This window comes from Paenibacillus sp. (genome assembly GCF_048976745.1).
Classification (GTDB): domain Bacteria; phylum Bacillota; class Bacilli; order Paenibacillales; family Paenibacillaceae; genus Paenibacillus.
On sequence record NZ_JBHGUU010000006.1, the window covers coordinates 1,503,894 to 1,523,953 of the forward strand.

A 20,060-nucleotide genomic window follows, 5' to 3' on the forward strand; every position below is an offset into this window, starting at 1 on the left:
TAAATATCCATTATCGTGTCAACTTATCACATCAATATGTCATGAGTATTACAATTCAATGAAATCTTCAAGCATATAACCAAATTTCTCGTATTCACCTTTTTGCAATTCCACTTCATAAATGACATCATTTTCTTCAAAACTGGTATCCACTACATCACCAATTTTGTAGAGTACCGACGTAAGATCGCCACGCTCTGCTGGAATACGGAAACGTTTTGTGTCACCTGTCAGCTCTGTCTGAATTAATTCACGGATTTTTAGCAGATCTTCCGAGTCTAATGCGCTTACTTTGATATGATCCTTATCCAATGGAAGCATCTCAAGTTGTTCTGGTGTACACGCATCTTTTTTGTTATACAGGACTAACTGCGGCTTGTCCCCTGAACCTAGTTCTTGCAGAATCGTGTTAACCGTCCGCATCTGATCTTCACGCATAGCTGATGAGGCATCCACAACATGCAGGATCAGATCTGCTTCATTCACTTCCTCCAGCGTTGCCCGGAATGCTGCAATCAGATCATGCGGGAGATTTTGAATAAATCCAACGGTGTCGGTAAGTACGATCTCTTTGCCACTTGGAAGTTCCATCGTACGTGATGTCGGATCCAATGTAGCGAATAACTGATCTTGAATATACACATCTGCAGCCGTCAACTGCTTGAGCAAGGTTGATTTGCCAGCATTGGTATAACCAACAAGGGCCACCTGAACAATACCTGTCTTTTTGCGGCGTTCACGATGCAACTTGCGATGACGAGTCAATTCTTCCAGATGACGCTTCAGATCATCGATGCGACCACGAATGTGACGACGGTCCGTTTCCAGCTTGCTTTCACCCGGACCTCTTGTTCCGATTCCCCCGCCCAGTCTGGAAAGGTTCTTACCGTGTCCCGACAAACGTGGCAGCAAGTAGCTATGTTGAGCCAATTCCACTTGAATAATACCTTCTCTGGTGTTGGCACGTTGTGCAAAGATGTCCAAAATTAATTGGGTACGGTCAATAATTTTGAGATCGAGGGTTTCTTCCAGATTTCGAACCTGTGCGCCTGACAATTCCTGATCAAATATAGCTGTAGTTGCTCCGAGTTCCTCTGCAATCGCACGAAGCTCTTCTACCTTACCTTTACCAATGAACCATTTGGTATCCCGTTTTTCCCTGTTCTGAGAAAGCACACTTAGTACTTCCACTCCGGCTGTCTCAGCAAGTTTCACCAGTTCCTCTAAAGAGTACTCCGGATTGATACCTGTACGTTTTACATCATCCGTAACAAGACTCACCAAGACGGCGCGATCTTTTTTGACCATATCTGTATCATGCGTGCCATTTGTCATGTATATGTTCACTCCCTCTAATTACTGATCCGTTGATATACATTACCACGAATATGCCATGGCATGCCTTAAGCCGAACCGGTTGGCCCGGCCGGCTGGTGTAAAAACTATATTATCGCTTACTTTCGCTCAAAGTTCAAATCCTCTGTCCGGATTGTCATCAGCTCCAGTTTCCCTGGACTGCCTTCTGAGTATTGTTCCAACAAACGAACCGCCTGATGCCTAATCGAACGCTCAATGGCATTACGAACGTATCTGGCGTTACTGAACGCGTGCAGCGAATCATTTTTTTCCTGAAGCAAATGCTGCTTTAGTTTGAGTATGGTCTGAGGCATTAGAATATAATCACGCTCTTTGGCCATAATCTCAGAGATTTGAATCAACTGATCAATGCTATAGTCTGGAAACTCCACTTGAATGGGAAAGCGAGAAGGTAATCCAGGATTCGTCTGAAGAAAAAAATCAATTTCTTCCGAGTACCCGGCAAGAATCAGTATAAACTGATTTTTGTTATCTTCCATAGACTTTACAAGCGTATCAATGGCTTCCTTTCCAAAATCCTTCTCTCCCCCGCGGGCCAAACTGTAAGCTTCATCAATGAACAATATCCCACCGAGTGCCTTCTTAACCAGATCTCTTGTTTTCTGCGCCGTGTGACCGATATATTCTCCAACCAGATCCGCACGCTCTACTTCAATAAGATGACCTTTACTCAACACACCCATCTTCTGAAAAAGTTTGGCAACGATCCTCGCTACAGTTGTCTTACCAGTCCCCGGATTGCCTTTGAAGATCATATGATACACGTGCGCACCACTAAGTAAGCCTGCTTCAGTACGCATCTGAGCAATCTGTAGAAAAGCATAGATCTCAAATACCAGGTCTTTGATATTTTCAAGTCCAACCAGTTGCTCCAATTCACCCTGTATCTCCTGGAAGTGCGCATGTTTGGTTATGCTCTTGGCTGCCTGTACTGACGCTGCTTCATCTTTGACCAACATCTGAGGTTCCTGGTTGCGCAACACAATATTAATTTGTCTGGATGGTCTGCCTCCTGGTTGCTCTCCTGCAGCCATGACCCGTCCGTTCATTCGCCATCACCTCTATTTTATCGGGCTGAACTCTCCTGATTATTAATGTATTCTATCAGGTGCTCCAATATTAGAAGGATCATGAAGAATTCTACGGCCAGGTACATGTCTCAAATCTGAATGTTTTTTCGAAACTCTCCGTTCTCAAATAAACTTTGTCTGTGCTTTAGTGATAACTGAAAGTATGGGAATACATGTGCATCAATGGCATGCAGCAGTTCCTTTGCCGTCTTGTTAGCCAAGTCATAATCACCTGTCGTAATATGCTTCCGCGACAATGCATCTTCAAGCTCATCCTCATCCAGCAAAAATACTTCTCCATCTTTCAGCACAACGACATCCAGATACAGGTCATCAAACCAAGGAACACCCTGATCCGTTATCCCCTGACTACGACATGTATCAATATACCATTCCACAATCCGTTCCTGATCGTCAAACATCGCCGTAACTACAAAATGTTCTCCCTTCGGATAGTATTGCAGCCAGGAATAACCTTTATCTGCGATACAGAAGGTGCTGCCTCCATAGGTTTTCCACAAAGGTTCTTTCAAATCCTGTATGGTGTACAGCGTAATATAACCTGTGAAAATTTTGGATTGAACGAACCGGCATGTGAATTGTCGGTTCGTAATCCGGCGCCAGTTCGCGCGGTCCCCGAATTTCCGTTTCATACGAACCCCTCTTTGCCGACTACAGGTCCGTGACCTGCTCTGATGTTATTGGTGAACAATGTAATAACGTCCGCATGATGGGTTCCAGCGCTCTGGACCCGCCCTTGCACAACGTATTACGAATAGTTACAGCTTACCATATTTAAGGTTTACACTCAAAATCAAGCTTTGTCCCACTTATTCATTAAATGATCTTCTATTCAAGAAGGTCCGTATAACAAAAAAACTGCTTCACCGGGTTCCCGGGAAACAGTTTTTCAAATTTGCTATGATGTAGCTATTTAGTCATTCATTGGCTTAACCGCCGGTTCCAGCTTGAGAATCTGCAGGTGTGTCTGTTCCTCCAGTGTCACCACTCGTTCCGCTGTCCGGAGTTACAACCTCGCCCGGTGTTGTTACGCCCCCATCATCGGAGCCTTCACCGGTACTGCCTGGCTCTGTGGTCCCCTGACCAGGTGGAGTCGTGTTTCCTCCCCCAGGTTGACCGTTTCCTTGGCCGGGTCCACCGTTATTACCATTATTACCGTTGTTTCCGTTATTACCATTTCCATTTCCATTTCCATTTCCGTTGTTGCCATTTTCATTGCCATTCCCATTACCGTTATTACCGTTCGAGTTGCCATTATCCGGTGAACCATTGTCTGGATTCTCCGTACCTGGCTGCTCAGGATTGGTTTCTGTCCCAGGATCTATACCAGGATCAGGTTCCTCCGGTGTCATTTCCTGCGCTTCAATCATCAGGGAAATGGTGTTGGAAGGATCCGTCTCCTGTCCTGATGCCAAGTCGTAGGCTGTCACATAGTACTCGTAGGTCAGACCTGGCAGCGCACTTAAATCTTGCGCACTCGTCGATCCTACGGAATCAATGAGATGCGTGAACTGGCCTTCGGAAGTTTCTTTACGATACACCCGATATTGCGTGCTCGCGTCACCCGTCCCAGTCCAACTCAGTGATACGGTTTGAGCATTTGGATCATATGATCCACTCAGACCACTAACAGACAGAGCTGGTTGTTCTGGTTCTTCTACTGGCGGAGGTGCTTGCCCTCCAGCGGGTGTTTTGAATTGCTTCACTGGAACGCCTTTCAAAGCGTCTCCCATGACTTTGGCAAAGAAAGCTGCGGACAGCTTACTGCTGTTCTTAAGCATATGATTGGCATCCGGATTGTCATAACCCATCCAGACTGCGGCAGTCCACTCCGGTGTGTATCCAACGAACCATACATCACGGTTGGCACTGTTGCCAGAGATACCACTTTGAACAGTTCCTGTTTTACCCGCTACCGGACGATCCAGACGCGCTGAACGTCCCGTACCGTCATTAACAACGTTCTGCAGCATCTGTGTAAGCTGATACGCATTTTGCTCGCTCATGACTCGTGTTGTGTCCGAGTTATCGTGTTTGTACGTAGTTTTGCCGGCGCTATCCTTTATTTCCTTAATCGAATAAGCTTGTCGGTATTCTCCGAGGTTGGCAAATGCACTATAGGCTTGCGCCATTTCCAGTGTATTTGTACCTTTACTTAGACCACCGAGGGCAATCGCCAAGTTTTTGTCTTCATCTGTCAGCTGTATACCTACACTCTTGGCAAAATTAATGCCTGTGTTAACGCCTATTTTATCAAGTAGCCAAACCGCTGGAATATTTTCCGATTTCGTAATGGCTTCCGTCATACTGATCGTCGAAGAATATCCATGCAAGTTACCCGGACAATAGTTACCAAAACATTGCTTCGCATTACTCAGCGCCGAATTGGCACTGTAATTTCCTGATTCAAGAGCCGGTGCATACGAGACAATCGGTTTGAAAGCAGAACCTGGTTGTCTTCGACTCTGCGTTACACGACTATAACCTTTAGTCTGATAATCACGCCCACCCAAGAGGGCAACGAGACTGCCATTCTCGTGATTCATGATAACCATGGAGCCTTGAACCTGTTGATCGTCTTTACTAGCCTCGAAGAGACTATCATCTGTGAAGGCAGTTTCCATGGCTGTTTGAGCCTGAGCATCCATGGTTGTATAGATTTTGTATCCGCCAATATTCAGATCATCTTCCGTTTTACCTGTTACTCGTTCAGCTTCACGGAGCACATAATCAATAAAGGCTTGATACTTCATGTCTTTCTCAGGTCGCTTGTAGTTATAGTTAACTTCTTTTGCTTCATCCATCTCAGCCTTGGTAATGTAGCCTTGTTCATACATCAGCTGCAATACCACACCACGGCGTGCTTTAGAGTCGTTTGGATTACTTACAGGGTTATAGGCAGACGGCCCTTTCGGCATAGCTGCCAATGTTGCAATTTGCCACAACTTCAACCTCTTGAGATCGGTAACTCCAAAATAAAATTCAGATGCCGCTTTAATCCCGTAACGCTGATGGCCGAAGAAAATCCGATTCAGATACATCGTCAGGATTTCGTCTTTTGTGTACTTGCGCTCTAATGCCATGGCAATCGATACTTCCGTTGCTTTACGGAAGAATGTCTTGTCACGGGACAAGAACATGTTCTTCGCAAGCTGCTGGGTAAGTGTACTACCGCCTTCCACCATGGAACGAGCCATGACGTCCTTAACCGCCGCACGCCCAATGGACCAGATATCCACACCTTGGTGATCGTAGAAACGTTTATCTTCCGTCGCAACAAATGCTTGCTTCACCAGTTCAGGAATATCATCTTCTTTGACAGGTTCCAGCTTCTGAATGGAGAGTTCCCCCATGAGTTGGCCATTGCGATCATATACTTTTGAAGTTTCATTAATTGTGGTTTTGTCCTTGTTGGCTTTGAGCAGATTTTCACCACTCACCATAATAAATAAATATCCACCTAGTGCACAGAATATGGCGATTGCCATTGTGAAAAACAGTGTCCATCCAACGCGTTTACCCGTAATTTTTTTCTTTTTAGAGGTCTTTGGCTTCGCTTTTTTGGGTGACTTGTTGTTGTTGTTGCGATTGTTAGACCTCGACAACGGATCGTTTGGCATGTTACCTCCTGACTCCCTTTCGGTTGCATAAATTCTATTCGTCTGTGGGCTCAAGCATATATTAAACATATTTTGCCCGGAATGAAAAGAACAACCCTTTATTCAGGTTGCTCTGTTTCAATACCTATACTTGTAGACGAAATGGTTGGTGAAAAGGTTTCGTAATTTTTTAAGCTTCGCCGCTGTTATCTTGCTGCATCAGCGATACGCTGCGTTGCGGCGTGAACGTGGAGATGGCATGCTTGTAGACCATTTGCTGGCGTCCGTCGCTGTCAATGACGATCGTAAAATTGTCAAATGCCTTGATCGTCCCGCGGATTTGGAAGCCGTTGGTCAGATAGACCGTAGCAGGAATATTTTCTTTCCGCAGTTGGTTCAAGAACGTATCTTGGATGTTGATGGACTTGTTCATTAGCCGTACCCCCATTGGTTCATTTGAATTCGTGTTCAAGTAATATTCAATATCGCTGAGTAGCTTTCGTGCTATTATATCATGAACAGTTTCATATAATCCACAAAAACCCCTTGTCTGCTATTTTACACCCATTCTTGGCGAGGTGGACAAATAGAAGACTTATCCATTATACACCGCTTGTCAGTTTTGCAAAAGAGGGACAAATTCTTCATTTCAAACCATATTAATTCGTTGTTTGGGGAATTATTAATCTCTATCATCTGTTCTAGTGATAAATAAAAACCTCTATCCTTTTAATAACTTAAAGGTAGAGGTTTACATATCTTGATCTAATCGATGCCTGTCAGAAGAATACTAATAAACGCTTAAATCAATCAAATTTCCGTGTAATTAATTCACTTATCTGCTTGTATTTCCCTTCAAAATCCTGGGTATCGGTCATGTCCACCCATTCAATATCCTTCATATGGCGGAACCAGGAAAGCTGTCTTTTGGCAAACCGGCGTGTATCTCTCTTCAACCACTCCACCGCAGCTTCCCAACTCACTTCCCCTTGCAAGAACGCTGCAATTTCCTTATATCCCAGCCCTTGCATGGAAATATGACCTCTGGCCACTCCGCGTTCCAACAGGGACTTCACCTCATCTACCAGACCTTGTTCGATCATCAGATCAATCCGTTCTTCCACCCGGGCGTACAACTTCTGCCGATCCATTGTCAAACCAACAATAAGAAGGTCATAAGGTGACTCTTTCTTCTGTACGGCCAGCTGATCAGACCACTTCTCACCTGTAAGGTGATGGATCTCAAGCGCACGTACAATTCGCCGCTGGTCATTCGGATGCAGACGATCCGCACTAACTGAATCCACTTCCCTCAATCGATCATGAAGGGCCTGTGCTCCGTGTTGCTCTGCATAGATGAATTGTTCCTCTCTGAACGCTTCATCTGAACCACTATCCGAAAATTGAAAGCCGTAACATACGGATTCCACATAGAGACCGGTGCCACCTACGATAAAAGGCATTTTGCCGCGTTCATGAATTTCACCAATCAATCGGGTGCAACTCTCCTGAAACTCGGCTACAGAATACGGGTACTCCGGTTCATGAATATCAATGAGATGATGAGGTACACCCTTCATTTCTTCAGAGGTAATCTTGGCTGTTCCAATATCCATTTCACGATATACCTGCATCGAATCCCCTGAGATAATCTCACAATTGAAGGCTTGGGCAAGCTCGATGCTCATTCTTGTTTTACCTACTGCTGTTGGCCCAACCAGCACAAGCAGTTTAGGTTTTGGTTTAACTTCCACGTTCAACATTAATCACTCCGTACAGGGTTTTTGCATTCGCCCGATCAAGTATTTCAAATCCGAGCCTGTCAAACTCCGCGCTGCCGCGCTTTTCTTTCATCACTACCCGTTTACGGGCAACACGTCTCGCTTCCATAATGCTCTGTTCATCCAGCGCGTGAGCATTGGCATAATTACGCAAGGGCTGTATAGCACTTGAATCCATCATCGGTTCACGGAACATGGGGTCAAAATATACCGTGTCACAGCTTCGATCCGGCATGGAACGCAATAACTCAAGATGATCCACATGCCGCAGATCTATGCGCCGGAAAGCCTCATCCACCAAAGGCTGATTGCTCTTATAATGAGACATGCCCTCCAGGAGCAGAGTATAGAGCGGTTGCGAACTTTCACAGGCGATGACCCGTCCACGCTCACCAGCCGCAACCGAAAATACCAGCGCATCTGAACCGAGTCCAGCGGTACAATCAACAATCGTGTCTCCCTCAAGCACCGAACCAGCTTCCAGCATGGGATCGGCTTCCCCTCTTAGCACACGTTTAGCGCGAACAAATCCCATGCTGGGGTGAAATTCAAGCTCCGTCCCATCTTTGCGATACAAACGCGCTCTGCCATTGAGCACGACCAGTATTTCGTTGATACCATAATGTTCGATCAGTCTGGGTAAAGACGTTCTATTTCGCGGTACGTAGATACCTCCTGTCGTTTCGGCGAGCTTGCGCGCACGCTCCACCTGAGAGGCAATCTCCTTGTCACCGGTTGTAATGTACATAATGTCCCCCTAAATAGCTACATCACTCGTTTAAATAATTTTTCCAGATCATATGTTGAAAATGAAACCACAATCGGCCGCCCATGCGGACAAGTGTACGGCTGACGACACGAACCCAGACGCTGAATCAGCACTTCTGCTTCCTGATCCGTCAGCTTCTGGTTGGCTTTGATGGACGCCTTGCAGGAGCACATAATGGATGCGGCTTCCCGCATCTTGGCCACGTCTATGCTGCGTTCACTAAGGACCCATTCGGACATTTCTTCGATAATGTCTTTCTCGTCCCCTTTGGGGAACCAGAATGGATGAGAGCGTACACGGAACGTCTGTCCACCAAAATGTTCCAAATATACACCTGCCTGCTCGAACCAAGCCAGCCTTGTTTTCAGTTTTTCGGTCTCTGAAGGTGTGAACTCCAGCGTAATCGGCAGCAGTAACTCTTGTGAGGCCTGGGCAGGATTACCAAATTTCTCGTAATAGTACTCATAATTCACACGTTCATGGGCAGCATGCTGATCAATCAAATATAAACCTTGGTCATTTTGCGCGATCAAATACGTACCATGATGCTGTCCGATCAGACTCAGCTCCGGAAATGCGGGCATGGATGCATCCGATTTCATAGCAGCAGCAAGTTTGGTGGCATCAGGCAGATTTGAATTTTTCCACGTTCGTTCTTCTCTCGCAATCGAAGATGGATTGTAGGGTGAACGTGCTTCTCTAACCGGTGAAGTTACGGAATTGGACCGATAGGTAGCCGGGTTGCCTTTAGCCAGTGGTTTCTCTGTTGCTACACGATCTTGAGAAGAAGGGTCAGTCTTTGTAGAAGTTTCAGAAGAACCTGTACTTACATCCGTAGTCCCTTCCGGCACGTTAGCGGTTGTATGTCCCACATCATGACTAGTCCCCTTTTGCAAAATATCCCCGCTCCAACTTTCTAACTGCTCAGGGGGATGTGTAACCTCAGGTGGAGCTTCGGGCAAAGGCACTGCCTGTCCCTGTTCAGATGCAGTCTGTTCTGCGGACACATCCGCCGGAGCATCCAAATCCAGACCATCATCTTCCGCAATCAACTTTAACAATGCACTGGCAGGTTTCCCGAGTGGACCTTGTTGTCCATATCCTTCTGCTTCAGACTGGTCTTTCAGCGGACCACGTGGAAAGAGGAATTGCTCCTGAATAAAGGAACTATCATCTCCACGTCGGATCTGCTGTTTTTTGACCTGAGGAATCAATACCTCCTGCCGGAGTATCCCTCGTAACGTCGTCTCCACGAATTCATACAGTTCCGGTTCCTTGCTGAAGCGAACCTCCAGTTTGGCCGGATGCACGTTCACATCCACAAGGGACGGATGCATCTCCAACTGCACCACGACAAGTGGGAAGCGATTGATGGGCAGCAAGGTATGATAGGCTTTGAGAATCGCCTGATTGAGACCGTAATTGCGAACAAATCGCCCATTAACAATCGTTGACATCCCCCCACGATTCGCTCGTGTCCATTCTGGCAGGCTTATCAGCCCGCTTACCCTGTAGTCCAGACTTTCTCCCTGGATGGGAAGCATCGCCTTCGCTGCACTTGTACCATAGATTGCTGCAACCACTTGTAGCAGATCACCATTTCCCAACGTTTGAAGCAATACATTCTCATTATGGCGCAATCTGAACGAAATGTTGGGGTGAGACATCGCCATCCGGTAAAGAACATCTGATATATGTCCCAGTTCCGTCTGGATCGTTTTCATATATTTGAGTCTGGCTGGTGTATTGTAAAATAGTTCTCTCACTGCAAAATCTGTACCTTGGGGTGAGGTTGCATCTTCATGAGAGATTAGGTTCCCACCTTCAATTACAATGCGGCGTCCTCGCCCGTCATTGTCACTTGCCGATAATACCTCTACCTTGGACACAGCTGCAATACTCGCCAAGGCTTCTCCGCGGAATCCAAGACTTGTGATCTGGAACAGATCCCGGCCATGAATTATTTTGCTTGTCGCATGACGATAAAAGGCAGTTTCCATATCCTCTGGCTCGATACCTGAACCATTATCTTTGACACGAATACTGAGGAGTCCGCCCTCTTCCACTGTTACTTCAATCTTGGTGGCGCCTGCATCCACCGAGTTTTCGAGCAACTCTTTGACAACCGAAGCAGGCCGTTCGACCACTTCACCCGCCGCAATCTGGTTGGCAATATGTTCATCTAACACATGTATTTTCGCCACAGGTTTTCCCCTCCCTTATTATCAGGATAATTGCTGTGCCTTCAATTTGAGATCGTTTAGTATCTGCATCGCCTGAAGAGGCGTCATATTCATGACATCGATATCTTTCATCGTACGGATGAATTCTCGTGCTGGCTTATCTTCCACTACAGCTACATCCGTTTTCGTTGCCACGTCCGGCTCATCATCTCCAAAGATGGACAGTTGAACCACATCCGAATGGTTTGCGCTGGACTGTCCTTTGCTGCTTGATTTCTTGGTATGCGACGTTCCAGCCCCGGCTAAATCTTCTATAGAAGGTGTGTGATCTGCACTTTCCGCAGTATCATGCTCCCGGAGCATAGAAGCCGAATCCGTGTTCCGGAATTCTACACCTTTTACATTCTGGCCTGCTTCCTGCTTCTCATTCCCGATATATTCACTACCCACAGCTACTTGCGCAGCCGCATGTTCGAACCCATGCAACAGTCCATTCGCCCGCTCAATAATGCTATCAGGCAGACCTGCAAGGCGTGCACAATAGATACCATAACTGCTGCTGGCTGCTCCGGCAATCAATTTGCGCAAGAAATTAACCTTGTCCCCGCTCTCCTGTACCGCCATGGAGTAGTTGGCCAACTTGTCCAGACTCTCCTCCAGATGAGCAAGCTCATGGAAATGTGTAGATACAAGGGCTTTACAACCGATAATATCATGTACATATTCTATAACAGACTGAGCAATCGCCATACCTTCGCTGGTTGACGTTCCCCGTCCCAATTCATCGATAATAATCAGACTGCGTGGTGTCGCTTTGTCCGTCATGACCTGAATGTCGGCCATCTCCACCATGAATGTACTTTGTCCGCCTATGAGATCATCCGCAGCACCAATCCGTGTGAAAATGCGATCCATGATCGGCACTTCGGCCTGACCTGCAGGCACAAAACAACCCACTTGAGCCAAAATGGAGATTAAAGCGACCTGTCGCATATACGTACTCTTACCCGCCATATTTGGTCCAGTAATCAGCAGAATACGCGCCTCTTCCTTGGTCATTGCCGTGTGATTGGCAATAAATGCACCATCTCGCATGACCGCTTCGACAACGGGATGACGTCCTTCCTCCACAACCAGATCATAACCGTCGGTCAGCGTAGGCCGTACAAAGTTTCGCTCAGCACTGATCACCGCAAAAGATTGATACACATCAATCTCGGCTACCTGTTCGGCAAGCTTCTGCAGTCTTGCAATCTCATTGTTCAGCCGCTCACGCAGTTCTGCAAACAATCCATACTCAATATCAACCATTTTGTCCTGAGCTTCGAGAATCAGCGTCTCTTTTTCCTTCAACTCCGGTGTAATGTAACGTTCTGCGTTGGCAAGTGTCTGTTTACGTTCATAACGCCCCTCTGGCAACGCGGACAGATTGGACTTGGTGATCTCGATATAATAACCAAACACTTTGTTATATCCAATCTTCAGCGATCGAATGCCTGTCGCTTCACGCTCTCGCGCTTCCAGCTCGGCAATCCACTGTTTTCCGTTGACCGAAGCCTCACGCAATTCATCCAGACGTTCATGGTACCCTTCACGAATCAGACCTCCGTCCCTTACAGATACAGGCGGCTCGTCCACAATGGCTTGCCCAATCGCTTCACACAGATCATTGCAATCATCCATCGTTTCAGCAATATGCTGCAATGTTGCGGAAGATGATCCTGCGCAATGTTGACGAAGTCCTGGAATTTTCTCCAGTGATGATTTGAGCGCATTCAAGTCACGACCATTGGCATTACCAAACGCAATCCGGCCTACCAAGCGCTCCAGATCATAGATGTCTTTGAGTTCTGCCCGCAGGTCTTCACGCAATATAAATTGGTTGTACAGCGTGTCCACTGCTTCAAGACGCTCATTAATCTTCCCCTTTTGCAATAATGGCTTATCGACCCAGCGACGCAGCATTCTTGCACCCATGGACGTCTCCGTCCGATCAAGCAACCAGAGTAATGAACCTTTTTTGGAGCGTTCACGCACGGTTTCCACCAATTCGAGATTCCGGCGGGTAAATGGGTCCAAGATCATATAATGATCCGGCTCATACGTTGAGATTTGAGTTAATTGTCCCAGAGAACGTTTCTGTGTCTCACTCAAATAGGAGAAAAGTCGTGCAATGCACGCTTGACGTTCAGGCTCCAGTCTTGCCCATACGGCCTCGCCAAACTGCTGACGGACCAGGTCTTCCTTATTCTTTGTCCATGATGTGTAGACCACAGGGCGACCGATTGGTGACGCCTCGGCCTCAACTGTTTCAAGCAGCGCAGCATCACCTACCAGCTCCGATGGTTCGTAGATGCCGATTTCATCCTTCAGCCATTCCTTGGAGTAGGGTACGGATGTCACATACAACTCACCCGTTGACAGATCACAGGCTGCGAGTGCCAACGTATTTTGATTACCTGTAAGGCAGACCATGTAGTTGTTGGACTTGTCCCCCAGTGTCTTACCTTCCATTACCGTTCCGGGTGTAACCACACGTACAATTTCGCGTCGTACCATACCTTTAGTTACACTCGCATCTTCCATCTGTTCACATATCGCAACTTTATATCCTTTTTCAATCAGACGCTGTATGTAATTGTCAGCCGAATGATAAGGTACACCACACATTGGAATTTTGTCATCCGCGCCCCCGTTGCGTGCGGTCAGCGTGATTTCTAGTTCACGAGCTGCATTAATCGCATCCTCGAAGAACATTTCATAGAAGTCACCCAGTCTAAAAAATAAAAAAGCATCTTGTGCTTCGGCTTTCACTTGCAAATATTGTTGAATCATTGGCGTATACTGAGCCATGATGAATATCCTCCATCCCGTTCCTATAATGTCAGGAAGAAACGCGTCCTGGAAGGACAATAAGACGGTCAGGCACTGTCTTTGCGCCTCCGCCTTATATGTTGGCTATTCGCCAGTTCCTTCAAGGGTTGCTGCTCCATATCTTCCGTAATTACCACTTATAAAGGTTGTTCAATAAGTCCGCGACTTTTTGAACACGCACTAAAAATGACTTGTTTCTTATTATATCAAAAAAACGTGCGTTCTTCATGAACCTGCCCGAATATTCCAGAGTTTACGGATATCCCGGCTCTCATCCCAGGTTCTTCCCAGTTTAAATTGAAGGAGTAACGGAGATGCATACCTTTCATAACGTGCATATCCATCCAACCTCTTCAGATCATCTACCAAAGCTGGAATGTATTCCTTGATCACTTCGCGCCTTCCTTCATAAAAAGCGGTATGAACCTCCGCTTTCTCCAACGGACGCTGCCGTAATTGAGTATACCCGCTCGCGATTAGACCTGCCAAGGCCACAACACCCTTTGCAACAAGGGGCGACACAAGAAAGCTCGGTAACGTACGATACTCAAACCCACCGTAAGATTTCAGGCGAAAATCACCAAGTGCTCCATAACGCGGCCGTCTTCCCGATCCACGCGGATCTTGAAGAAATGCCAGTGGTAAGGCCAGATAATTATCCAGTGCGCGGAGCAGGTCTCCGGTAAGATTCACGCCGCTAAAATGAATATGACCGCCTAAAGGTAACCCCCGCTGTGGCATCCCTCCTGCCTGCCAGATGAGCGAGTGATCACTAATGCTGCGGGAAGCGGCTGCAAATGCCCTCATCAGATGAGCCAATAGCTCTCGTGGTTCGGAGCTGGGAGCGGGTCGCAATTCGGCAACCGGATATATGCGCCGGCCACCAATCGTCACGGAATCACAGCCTGCCATTCCGGTACGTTCAAGAAATCTGGAGGCGGGTACGATTTTGGATTCCGGCATCTGCACCAGCAGAAACTCGGGGTCCATGCCGAGGATGGGCGCGGTTCTGTGACTACGCTCCTCGTCCAGCAGTTCCTGATGCTGCTTCCAGCTTTCCCTGTAGGTAGCCGCAAGGTTGGTCACCCCTTTCCACGGACTCGGATCGATCGCAATGACTGCACACCCCCCGTTCCCTGAGGATTCCATTCGAACGGCTCCATGATCCAGTCCCAGCGTGTACAGCGTTTTGATCGCAAGTCGCTCTATACGCTTGAACAAGGTTGAACTCACTTCACGCTCCAACAGCGTTTCCTGTGCCCCTCCCATGCCACTGGTATCCTTGCGCTTGATCCGAATCGCCTGCAGGCAGCTTATCTCTGCATCATAGCGTACACGCAAGCCTGGTTCGCGTTTGCGCCGATCATGCAGTGACAACACTTCAATGCCTGCCTGTTTCAACCGTTCTGCACGCTCTCCAGAAGTCATCTTTTCATATCGGAGTAATGCCTCCTCCGCTTGTTCCATCACATTCATTACGTCCCCCCTCCCGGATCATGCAATTAAAATAAAAATAACCCCGCAATGCGGAGCCTTCCCGTGAAAGGTATTCCAGGCATATGGCGAGGCTCGTTAACACCCATTTTTCAATATTTAAGAAGAAAGAGGGCTTACGCCCTCTTCATCGCGCCTTCTGGCGCATATGATACCTTAGGTTAACAAATACATGATGAATCAAACTCACAGCTCATCGTCGAGCAGATCGGGATCGAGATCGTCATAATCTCCATCGCCACTGCCAAAGTCATAGTCCTTGTCTTCGTAATCACCGCAACCATCTGTGCAGACCTTTACACAAACTTTGGTTTCGGCAACGAGTTCCACAGCGAATTCCCGTTCTACCCGGATAATTACACTGCTTCCACCTGCGGATACTGTGGCTTCCACACAGCTAGGTTCCTGCGTTGCATCCGCAGATACCTCCACTGTGGAAGTCCGGTGTTTCGGGTCCAGATAGGACAAAGGCACATGTTCTACATACGAGACCGTTTCTTTGGCTACATCCGTCTGCGAATTCTTGTCATAGGAATACCAAATGTTGATATCGTAAGTACCAATAACTTCAATTCCGTCACCCGCTGATACGGCTTCATATTGGTGGTTGATAATCCAAGCCCCCAAAATACTTGTCGGACCATTTGGCGGAGTCACGGTATGTGTTACGGTAGAGAACTTACGACCTTTGCCGCAGATCGCCTTCGTGATAATCTCTCTACATTGATGTTTATGACTCAATGACATCTTTAAACCTCCTCCATACAATCATTCACTACAAGTGTATGCAGGGCATTCGTCTAGGGTGACAACTATTTTCTATTATTCGTTTGTAGATTGGGACCGGTCCGAGATTGGGGACGGTGCTTTGTCCTTCTTCGCGACTTTCAGATACAGCGCGAGTTCGCGGCACAACTGGAGAATTGCGGAACGAATCTCGAATTCTTCCCTTGTATCCGGCAGTTCCATACGTTTGAATTCTTCTTGCACATCCGCAAGAAGTTTTTCAGTTCGTCCGGTGTAAGATTCGGTAAGAACATCCTGACTAAGTTGATCGAACAGCTCCGACACCATTTCCGCATGTGGCATCTTCTGATAGATCTGGGACACCAGATGCATCATATGCTGGATGGAGTCCAGCTGCGTTTTGCGCATATAAAAGTAGACACTCCATTCCTCATTCGGATGAATCACCTGATTCTCCAGAGAACGCTTGGCTGCATCAATACCGCCAAGAATCGCTTTATCCGCTTCAATCAGCTCTCTCCCCGCCCATGCTTCATTGGGATTACGCAGCGTGGCTGCGAATTCCTTGAAAATCTTCGAAAAGAGTTCATCGATTCGTTTGCGAATGCGTAACATCTGTGGATCCGCTGCCGGCATATAGGCCAGATTAACCGCCATTGCGGAACCAAGACCAATCAGAAGCAAAGCAATTTGTACGAGGACAACATGCACGTCCATTTCCCCGCCGCCGAACACCCGAAACACTACGACTGAACCTGTTACAATACCTTCCTTGAAGCCAACCCGGACAATAACCGGGAATGCGATCAATATGTATACGGCCAGTACCCAGTAATGGAAGCCTAGAAAGTGAAAAAGTACACTTGCAAATAAAAGTCCAACTACTGAAGCAAAAAATCGGGCCGATATGGTACGAATACTTCGTTTTCTCGTTACATCCACCCCGAGAATGGCAAGCAATCCCGCTGAGGTTGGTCCTGGCAAGCCGCACCAGTCCGCAATCAGCACGGCCATTAATGCGGCAATTGCGGTTTTTATTACCCTAAAACCCATTTAACATTCCATCTCCTCTAAGCTGCAAAAAAATTCTTAGCCAGCTCGTCGCCTCATTCATTTATCATGACTAGTATGTCTCATCCAAATGTAACCTAGACGACATCAACCGACATGCGCATGCATGCCGGTCACAGCAACACGCCCCGAATGAGGGACGCTGGCAAGTTAGATCGTTGCGACAGAACCTCAAGGCCCTCTTCTCCAATCATCGCATTCATTCCGGATCTGTGCGGAATATTCATACTAAATATGGTACTTGATTTCTCGGTATCGGGCAACGTGACACCCCTTGTGAAATTGTATACATATGATACCCGGTCACATTACGAGTAAAACACGTCCGAATCACCTGCGGCCAGCCAGCATTTTACGTTCTGCATAGACAACAAGTTGATACATGGCTGTTGCAACTGCTGCAATAATTAACAGACTTGATAATACAAGTGTAAAGTTGAATACCTGGAATCCGTAGATAATGAGATAACCGAGCCCTTGTTTGGCGACCAGAAACTCACCCACAATTACACCCACCCAGGCCATGCCCACGTTCACTTTCAAAGTGGATACAATCGCTGGAAAAGAAGCGGGCAATACAACTTTGGTAAAAATCTCGGAACGTTCTCCACCAAACGTACGAATCACTTTAATATAATTGGGATCCACTTCATTGAAGCTGTTATACACCACCAGTGTTGTAATAATGACCGTGATGGACAACGTAGTCATAACAATTGCCGTGAAACCCGCGCCAAACATAACAATAAAGATCGGGCCAAGGGCTACCTTTGGCATACTGTTAAACACAACCATATAGGGGTCCAGCACTTTGGACAAAAAAGGAGACCACCAAATTAAAACTGCGAGCAAGGTTCCAACGAGTGTTCCCAGCAAAAAACCAACTGCCGTTTCCCCTACGGTTACCCCAACATGAGCCCATAATTCGCCACTAGCGATGTCCTTGCCGATCTGAGCAAAAATCTTACTTGGATAACTGAATAACAGTACATCAATCCAACGAAGTCTGCCTGCCACTTCCCATAACAAGAACATACATACGAGCATAGATAACTGTACGGCAAGCACTTGGTGTCGCCATCTGGCCACTTGCTGAATATGATTCCGATGCAGCTGTCCCATCCATTCGTCACGCTTTTCCTGCTTCGGATTCGTTTGATTCACGCGTCTTTCTCACCTCCCCCGGGCTGGTCCAGTTCACTCCATAATGCCTGAAACAGCTCATTGAACCCTTCTTGCTCCCTGGCATGGAAGGGCTGGGCCTTTCGAATTCCATCGGGAATGATAAATTCACGACGGATGCGGCCAGGATTGCGATCAAGTACAATGACGCGATCACTGACCGCAATGGCCTCAGACAAATCATGGGTGACAAGTACAGAGGTTTTGCCAAACTGTTTTAACGTATCTGAGACGAGATCCTCCAATTGCAGCTTGGTTTGATAATCAAGTGCTGAGAAGGGTTCATCCAGCAATAAAATTCCTGGGTCTGTCGCCAGCGTGCGCACCAGGGCTACTCGCTGTCTCATACCTCCTGAAAGCTCTGAAGGGTACTGACTCTCCGTTCCGGCCAGCCCCATACTTACCAGCAGTTCCCGTACACGCTCACGGCTCCGTTCATCCAGTCTGCCTGTCAGTTCAAGACCGATCAATGAATTATCCAGAATGGTCCGCCATGGAAACAGGTAGTCTTGTTGAAGCATATAACCAATCTGTGCTGAAGGGCCACCAACGAGTTTCCCTTTAACCTTGACCTCTCCTCGAGTGGGTGTGAGCAGCCCGGCGATGATCGACAACAGTGTCGTTTTACCGCATCCGCTCGGTCCAACCAGACTGACAAACTCTCCTTTTTGGATCTCCAGACTCAAGTCTTCAATCACCAATGAAGCTTCCCGCTCGCTGACGTATACTTGAGAGATCCCCTCCAGTCGGATCACACTTTCGGATTCAGGCATTCTGCTCACTTCCTTTCCTGAATACCCATCACTTTGATTTCGCAGCTTCTTCCGCATAGGCATTATCCACAATTGCATTCAAATCCACGCGTTCTTTCAACTCGCCGGCGGCACTCATGACATCAAGCAGATTATTCCACTCTTCCTCATCAATAATTGGGTCCGTTGCATAGCTGCCCTGTTCCTTATAACGGTTCACACTGCTTACCAAAATGGCTGGATCGATGTCTTTGAAAAAAGGAGAAATAACTTCAGCAATCTCTTCAGCCGTATGGGAGTCCACCCATGTCTGCGCTTTGTGCAGACCATCTGTAAACTTCTGTACGATATCCTTATTGTCATTAAGATAACTCTGTTTCGTCATGAAGACGGTGTAAGGCAGAAGACCACTTTCTGTTCCGAACGATGCAACAACCTTGCCCCGACCTTCTTGTTCAAAAATCGATGCCTGGGGTTCGAACAGTTGAACATAATCTCCCGTGCCTGAGGCAAAAGCAGACGCAATGTTGGCAAAATCCACATTCTGTATCAGCTCCAGATCACTTTGCGGATTGATGCCATGTTTTTTGAGAGCGAACTCTCCGGCCATTTGTGGCATGCCGCCTTTGCGTTGACCGAGAAATGTGGAATCCCTCAGTTGGTCCCAATCAAAGCTGCCTTCCGTGTTACGAGCGAACAGAAAAGTACCATCCGTCTGGGTGAGCTGGGCAAAGTTAATGACCGGATCTTCCGCTCCCTGCTGATAGACGTATATGGACGTCTCTGCTCCTACAAGTGCGATATCCACCGAACCTGCGAGTAATGCTGCCATCGTTTTGTCACCGCCAGCAGTCGTCTGAATGTCCACCTCAAGTCCCTGCTCCTCAAAAAAGCCTTGAGCCACGGCCACATACTCCGGTGCGTAAAATACCGAACGAGTCACTTCGCCAATCGTAATTTTGGCTTCATTCTCTTCCTTGTTACAGCTGGTGAGCGCCACAATGATAATCAGCAGAATAACGATGCCCCGGACGAACCATGGCGTATATTTCATGTTGTTTCCCTCCTTCACTGGTTTCAGCAGTTTCTCTCTATTATGGATATGCCGATGCCCAGCAAAAGGTTAAGAACTTGAATGCA

15 protein-coding genes are annotated in these 20,060 nt (G+C 47.2%); all 15 read right to left on the reverse strand.

The window, feature by feature from the left end; translation table 11 throughout:
* Positions 1 to 48: 48 nt before the first annotated feature.
* The 15 genes from hflX to ACE3K2_RS13325 all read right to left on the reverse strand — a co-directional run bounded on the left by hflX (position 49) and on the right by ACE3K2_RS13325 (position 19,974).
* On the reverse strand, positions 49 to 1,335 hold the full coding sequence (gene hflX, locus ACE3K2_RS13255; protein ID WP_421890613.1) for a GTPase HflX: 1,287 nt from the start codon (positions 1,333 to 1,335) through the stop codon (positions 49 to 51).
* A gap of 119 nt (positions 1,336 to 1,454) precedes the next feature.
* Positions 1,455 to 2,426 carry an AAA family ATPase gene (locus ACE3K2_RS13260; protein ID WP_339307626.1) on the reverse strand — a complete coding sequence of 324 codons (972 nt, stop codon included), beginning with the start codon at positions 2,424 to 2,426 and terminating at the stop codon, positions 1,455 to 1,457.
* 110 nt (positions 2,427 to 2,536) lie between these two features.
* The gene (locus ACE3K2_RS13265) at positions 2,537 to 3,100 is read right to left on the reverse strand and encodes a DUF402 domain-containing protein (protein ID WP_062835000.1); all 564 of its coding nucleotides are present in this window, start codon (positions 3,098 to 3,100) and stop codon (positions 2,537 to 2,539) included.
* A gap of 297 nt (positions 3,101 to 3,397) precedes the next feature.
* On the reverse strand, positions 3,398 to 6,088 hold the full coding sequence (locus ACE3K2_RS13270; protein WP_421890616.1) for a PBP1A family penicillin-binding protein: 2,691 nt from the start codon (positions 6,086 to 6,088) through the stop codon (positions 3,398 to 3,400).
* 169 nt (positions 6,089 to 6,257) lie between these two features.
* Positions 6,258 to 6,500 (reverse strand): RNA chaperone Hfq, encoded by a 243-nt coding sequence (gene hfq / locus ACE3K2_RS13275; protein WP_017687918.1) that lies wholly within the window; start codon positions 6,498 to 6,500, stop codon positions 6,258 to 6,260.
* A gap of 373 nt (positions 6,501 to 6,873) precedes the next feature.
* Complete coding sequence (gene miaA / locus ACE3K2_RS13280; RefSeq protein ID WP_421890620.1) at positions 6,874 to 7,830, reverse strand: tRNA (adenosine(37)-N6)-dimethylallyltransferase MiaA; 957 nt, start codon at positions 7,828 to 7,830, stop codon at positions 6,874 to 6,876.
* Positions 7,811 to 8,596 carry a class I SAM-dependent methyltransferase gene (locus ACE3K2_RS13285; protein ID WP_421890623.1) on the reverse strand — a complete coding sequence of 262 codons (786 nt, stop codon included), beginning with the start codon at positions 8,594 to 8,596 and terminating at the stop codon, positions 7,811 to 7,813. Before ACE3K2_RS13285 ends, miaA begins: the two co-directional genes overlap by 20 nt.
* Before the next feature lie 17 nt (positions 8,597 to 8,613).
* Positions 8,614 to 10,821 carry a DNA mismatch repair endonuclease MutL gene (gene mutL, locus ACE3K2_RS13290; RefSeq protein WP_421890627.1) on the reverse strand — a complete coding sequence of 736 codons (2,208 nt, stop codon included), beginning with the start codon at positions 10,819 to 10,821 and terminating at the stop codon, positions 8,614 to 8,616.
* A 21-nt stretch (positions 10,822 to 10,842) separates the two neighbouring features.
* Positions 10,843 to 13,653 (reverse strand): DNA mismatch repair protein MutS, encoded by a 2,811-nt coding sequence (gene mutS / locus ACE3K2_RS13295; protein WP_421890630.1) that lies wholly within the window; start codon positions 13,651 to 13,653, stop codon positions 10,843 to 10,845.
* Positions 13,654 to 13,899: 246 nt separating this feature from the next.
* Positions 13,900 to 15,150 carry a putative amidoligase domain-containing protein gene (locus ACE3K2_RS13300; protein ID WP_421890633.1) on the reverse strand — a complete coding sequence of 417 codons (1,251 nt, stop codon included), beginning with the start codon at positions 15,148 to 15,150 and terminating at the stop codon, positions 13,900 to 13,902.
* A 204-nt stretch (positions 15,151 to 15,354) separates the two neighbouring features.
* The gene (locus tag ACE3K2_RS13305) at positions 15,355 to 15,915 is read right to left on the reverse strand and encodes an outer spore coat protein CotE (RefSeq protein WP_062835006.1); all 561 of its coding nucleotides are present in this window, start codon (positions 15,913 to 15,915) and stop codon (positions 15,355 to 15,357) included.
* A 75-nt stretch (positions 15,916 to 15,990) separates the two neighbouring features.
* Positions 15,991 to 16,968: an aromatic acid exporter family protein gene (locus ACE3K2_RS13310; RefSeq protein WP_091029278.1), complete on the reverse strand. Its 978-nt coding sequence runs from the start codon at positions 16,966 to 16,968 to the stop codon at positions 15,991 to 15,993.
* 348 nt (positions 16,969 to 17,316) lie between these two features.
* Complete coding sequence (locus ACE3K2_RS13315; protein ID WP_253442648.1) at positions 17,317 to 18,108, reverse strand: ABC transporter permease; 792 nt, start codon at positions 18,106 to 18,108, stop codon at positions 17,317 to 17,319.
* Between the two features lie 38 nt (positions 18,109 to 18,146).
* Entirely contained in the window at positions 18,147 to 18,941 is a 795-nt protein-coding gene (locus tag ACE3K2_RS13320) for an ABC transporter ATP-binding protein (protein WP_421890636.1), read from the reverse strand.
* Between the two features lie 28 nt (positions 18,942 to 18,969).
* Positions 18,970 to 19,974, reverse strand: coding sequence for an ABC transporter substrate-binding protein (locus ACE3K2_RS13325; RefSeq protein ID WP_421890639.1), 1,005 nt, complete (start codon positions 19,972 to 19,974; stop codon positions 18,970 to 18,972).
* Positions 19,975 to 20,060 lie beyond the last annotated feature (86 nt).

Coding starts and splice junctions, on each gene's coding strand:
- hflX (WP_421890613.1), bottom strand. CDS start 1,335: ATGACAAATGGCACGCATGATACAGATATGGTCAAAAAAGATCGCGCC.
- ACE3K2_RS13260 (WP_339307626.1), bottom strand. CDS start 2,426: ATGAACGGACGGGTCATGGCTGCAGGAGAGCAACCAGGAGGCAGACCA.
- ACE3K2_RS13265 (WP_062835000.1), bottom strand. CDS start 3,100: ATGAAACGGAAATTCGGGGACCGCGCGAACTGGCGCCGGATTACGAAC.
- ACE3K2_RS13270 (WP_421890616.1), bottom strand. CDS start 6,088: ATGCCAAACGATCCGTTGTCGAGGTCTAACAATCGCAACAACAACAAC.
- hfq (WP_017687918.1), bottom strand. CDS start 6,500: ATGAACAAGTCCATCAACATCCAAGATACGTTCTTGAACCAACTGCGG.
- miaA (WP_421890620.1), bottom strand. CDS start 7,830: ATGTTGAACGTGGAAGTTAAACCAAAACCTAAACTGCTTGTGCTGGTT.
- ACE3K2_RS13285 (WP_421890623.1), bottom strand. CDS start 8,596: ATGTACATTACAACCGGTGACAAGGAGATTGCCTCTCAGGTGGAGCGT.
- mutS (WP_421890630.1), bottom strand. CDS start 13,653: ATGGCTCAGTATACGCCAATGATTCAACAATATTTGCAAGTGAAAGCC.
- ACE3K2_RS13300 (WP_421890633.1), bottom strand. CDS start 15,150: ATGAATGTGATGGAACAAGCGGAGGAGGCATTACTCCGATATGAAAAG.
- ACE3K2_RS13305 (WP_062835006.1), bottom strand. CDS start 15,915: ATGTCATTGAGTCATAAACATCAATGTAGAGAGATTATCACGAAGGCG.
- ACE3K2_RS13310 (WP_091029278.1), bottom strand. CDS start 16,968: ATGGGTTTTAGGGTAATAAAAACCGCAATTGCCGCATTAATGGCCGTG.
- ACE3K2_RS13315 (WP_253442648.1), bottom strand. CDS start 18,108: ATGGGACAGCTGCATCGGAATCATATTCAGCAAGTGGCCAGATGGCGA.
- ACE3K2_RS13320 (WP_421890636.1), bottom strand. CDS start 18,941: ATGCCTGAATCCGAAAGTGTGATCCGACTGGAGGGGATCTCTCAAGTA.
- ACE3K2_RS13325 (WP_421890639.1), bottom strand. CDS start 19,974: ATGAAATATACGCCATGGTTCGTCCGGGGCATCGTTATTCTGCTGATT.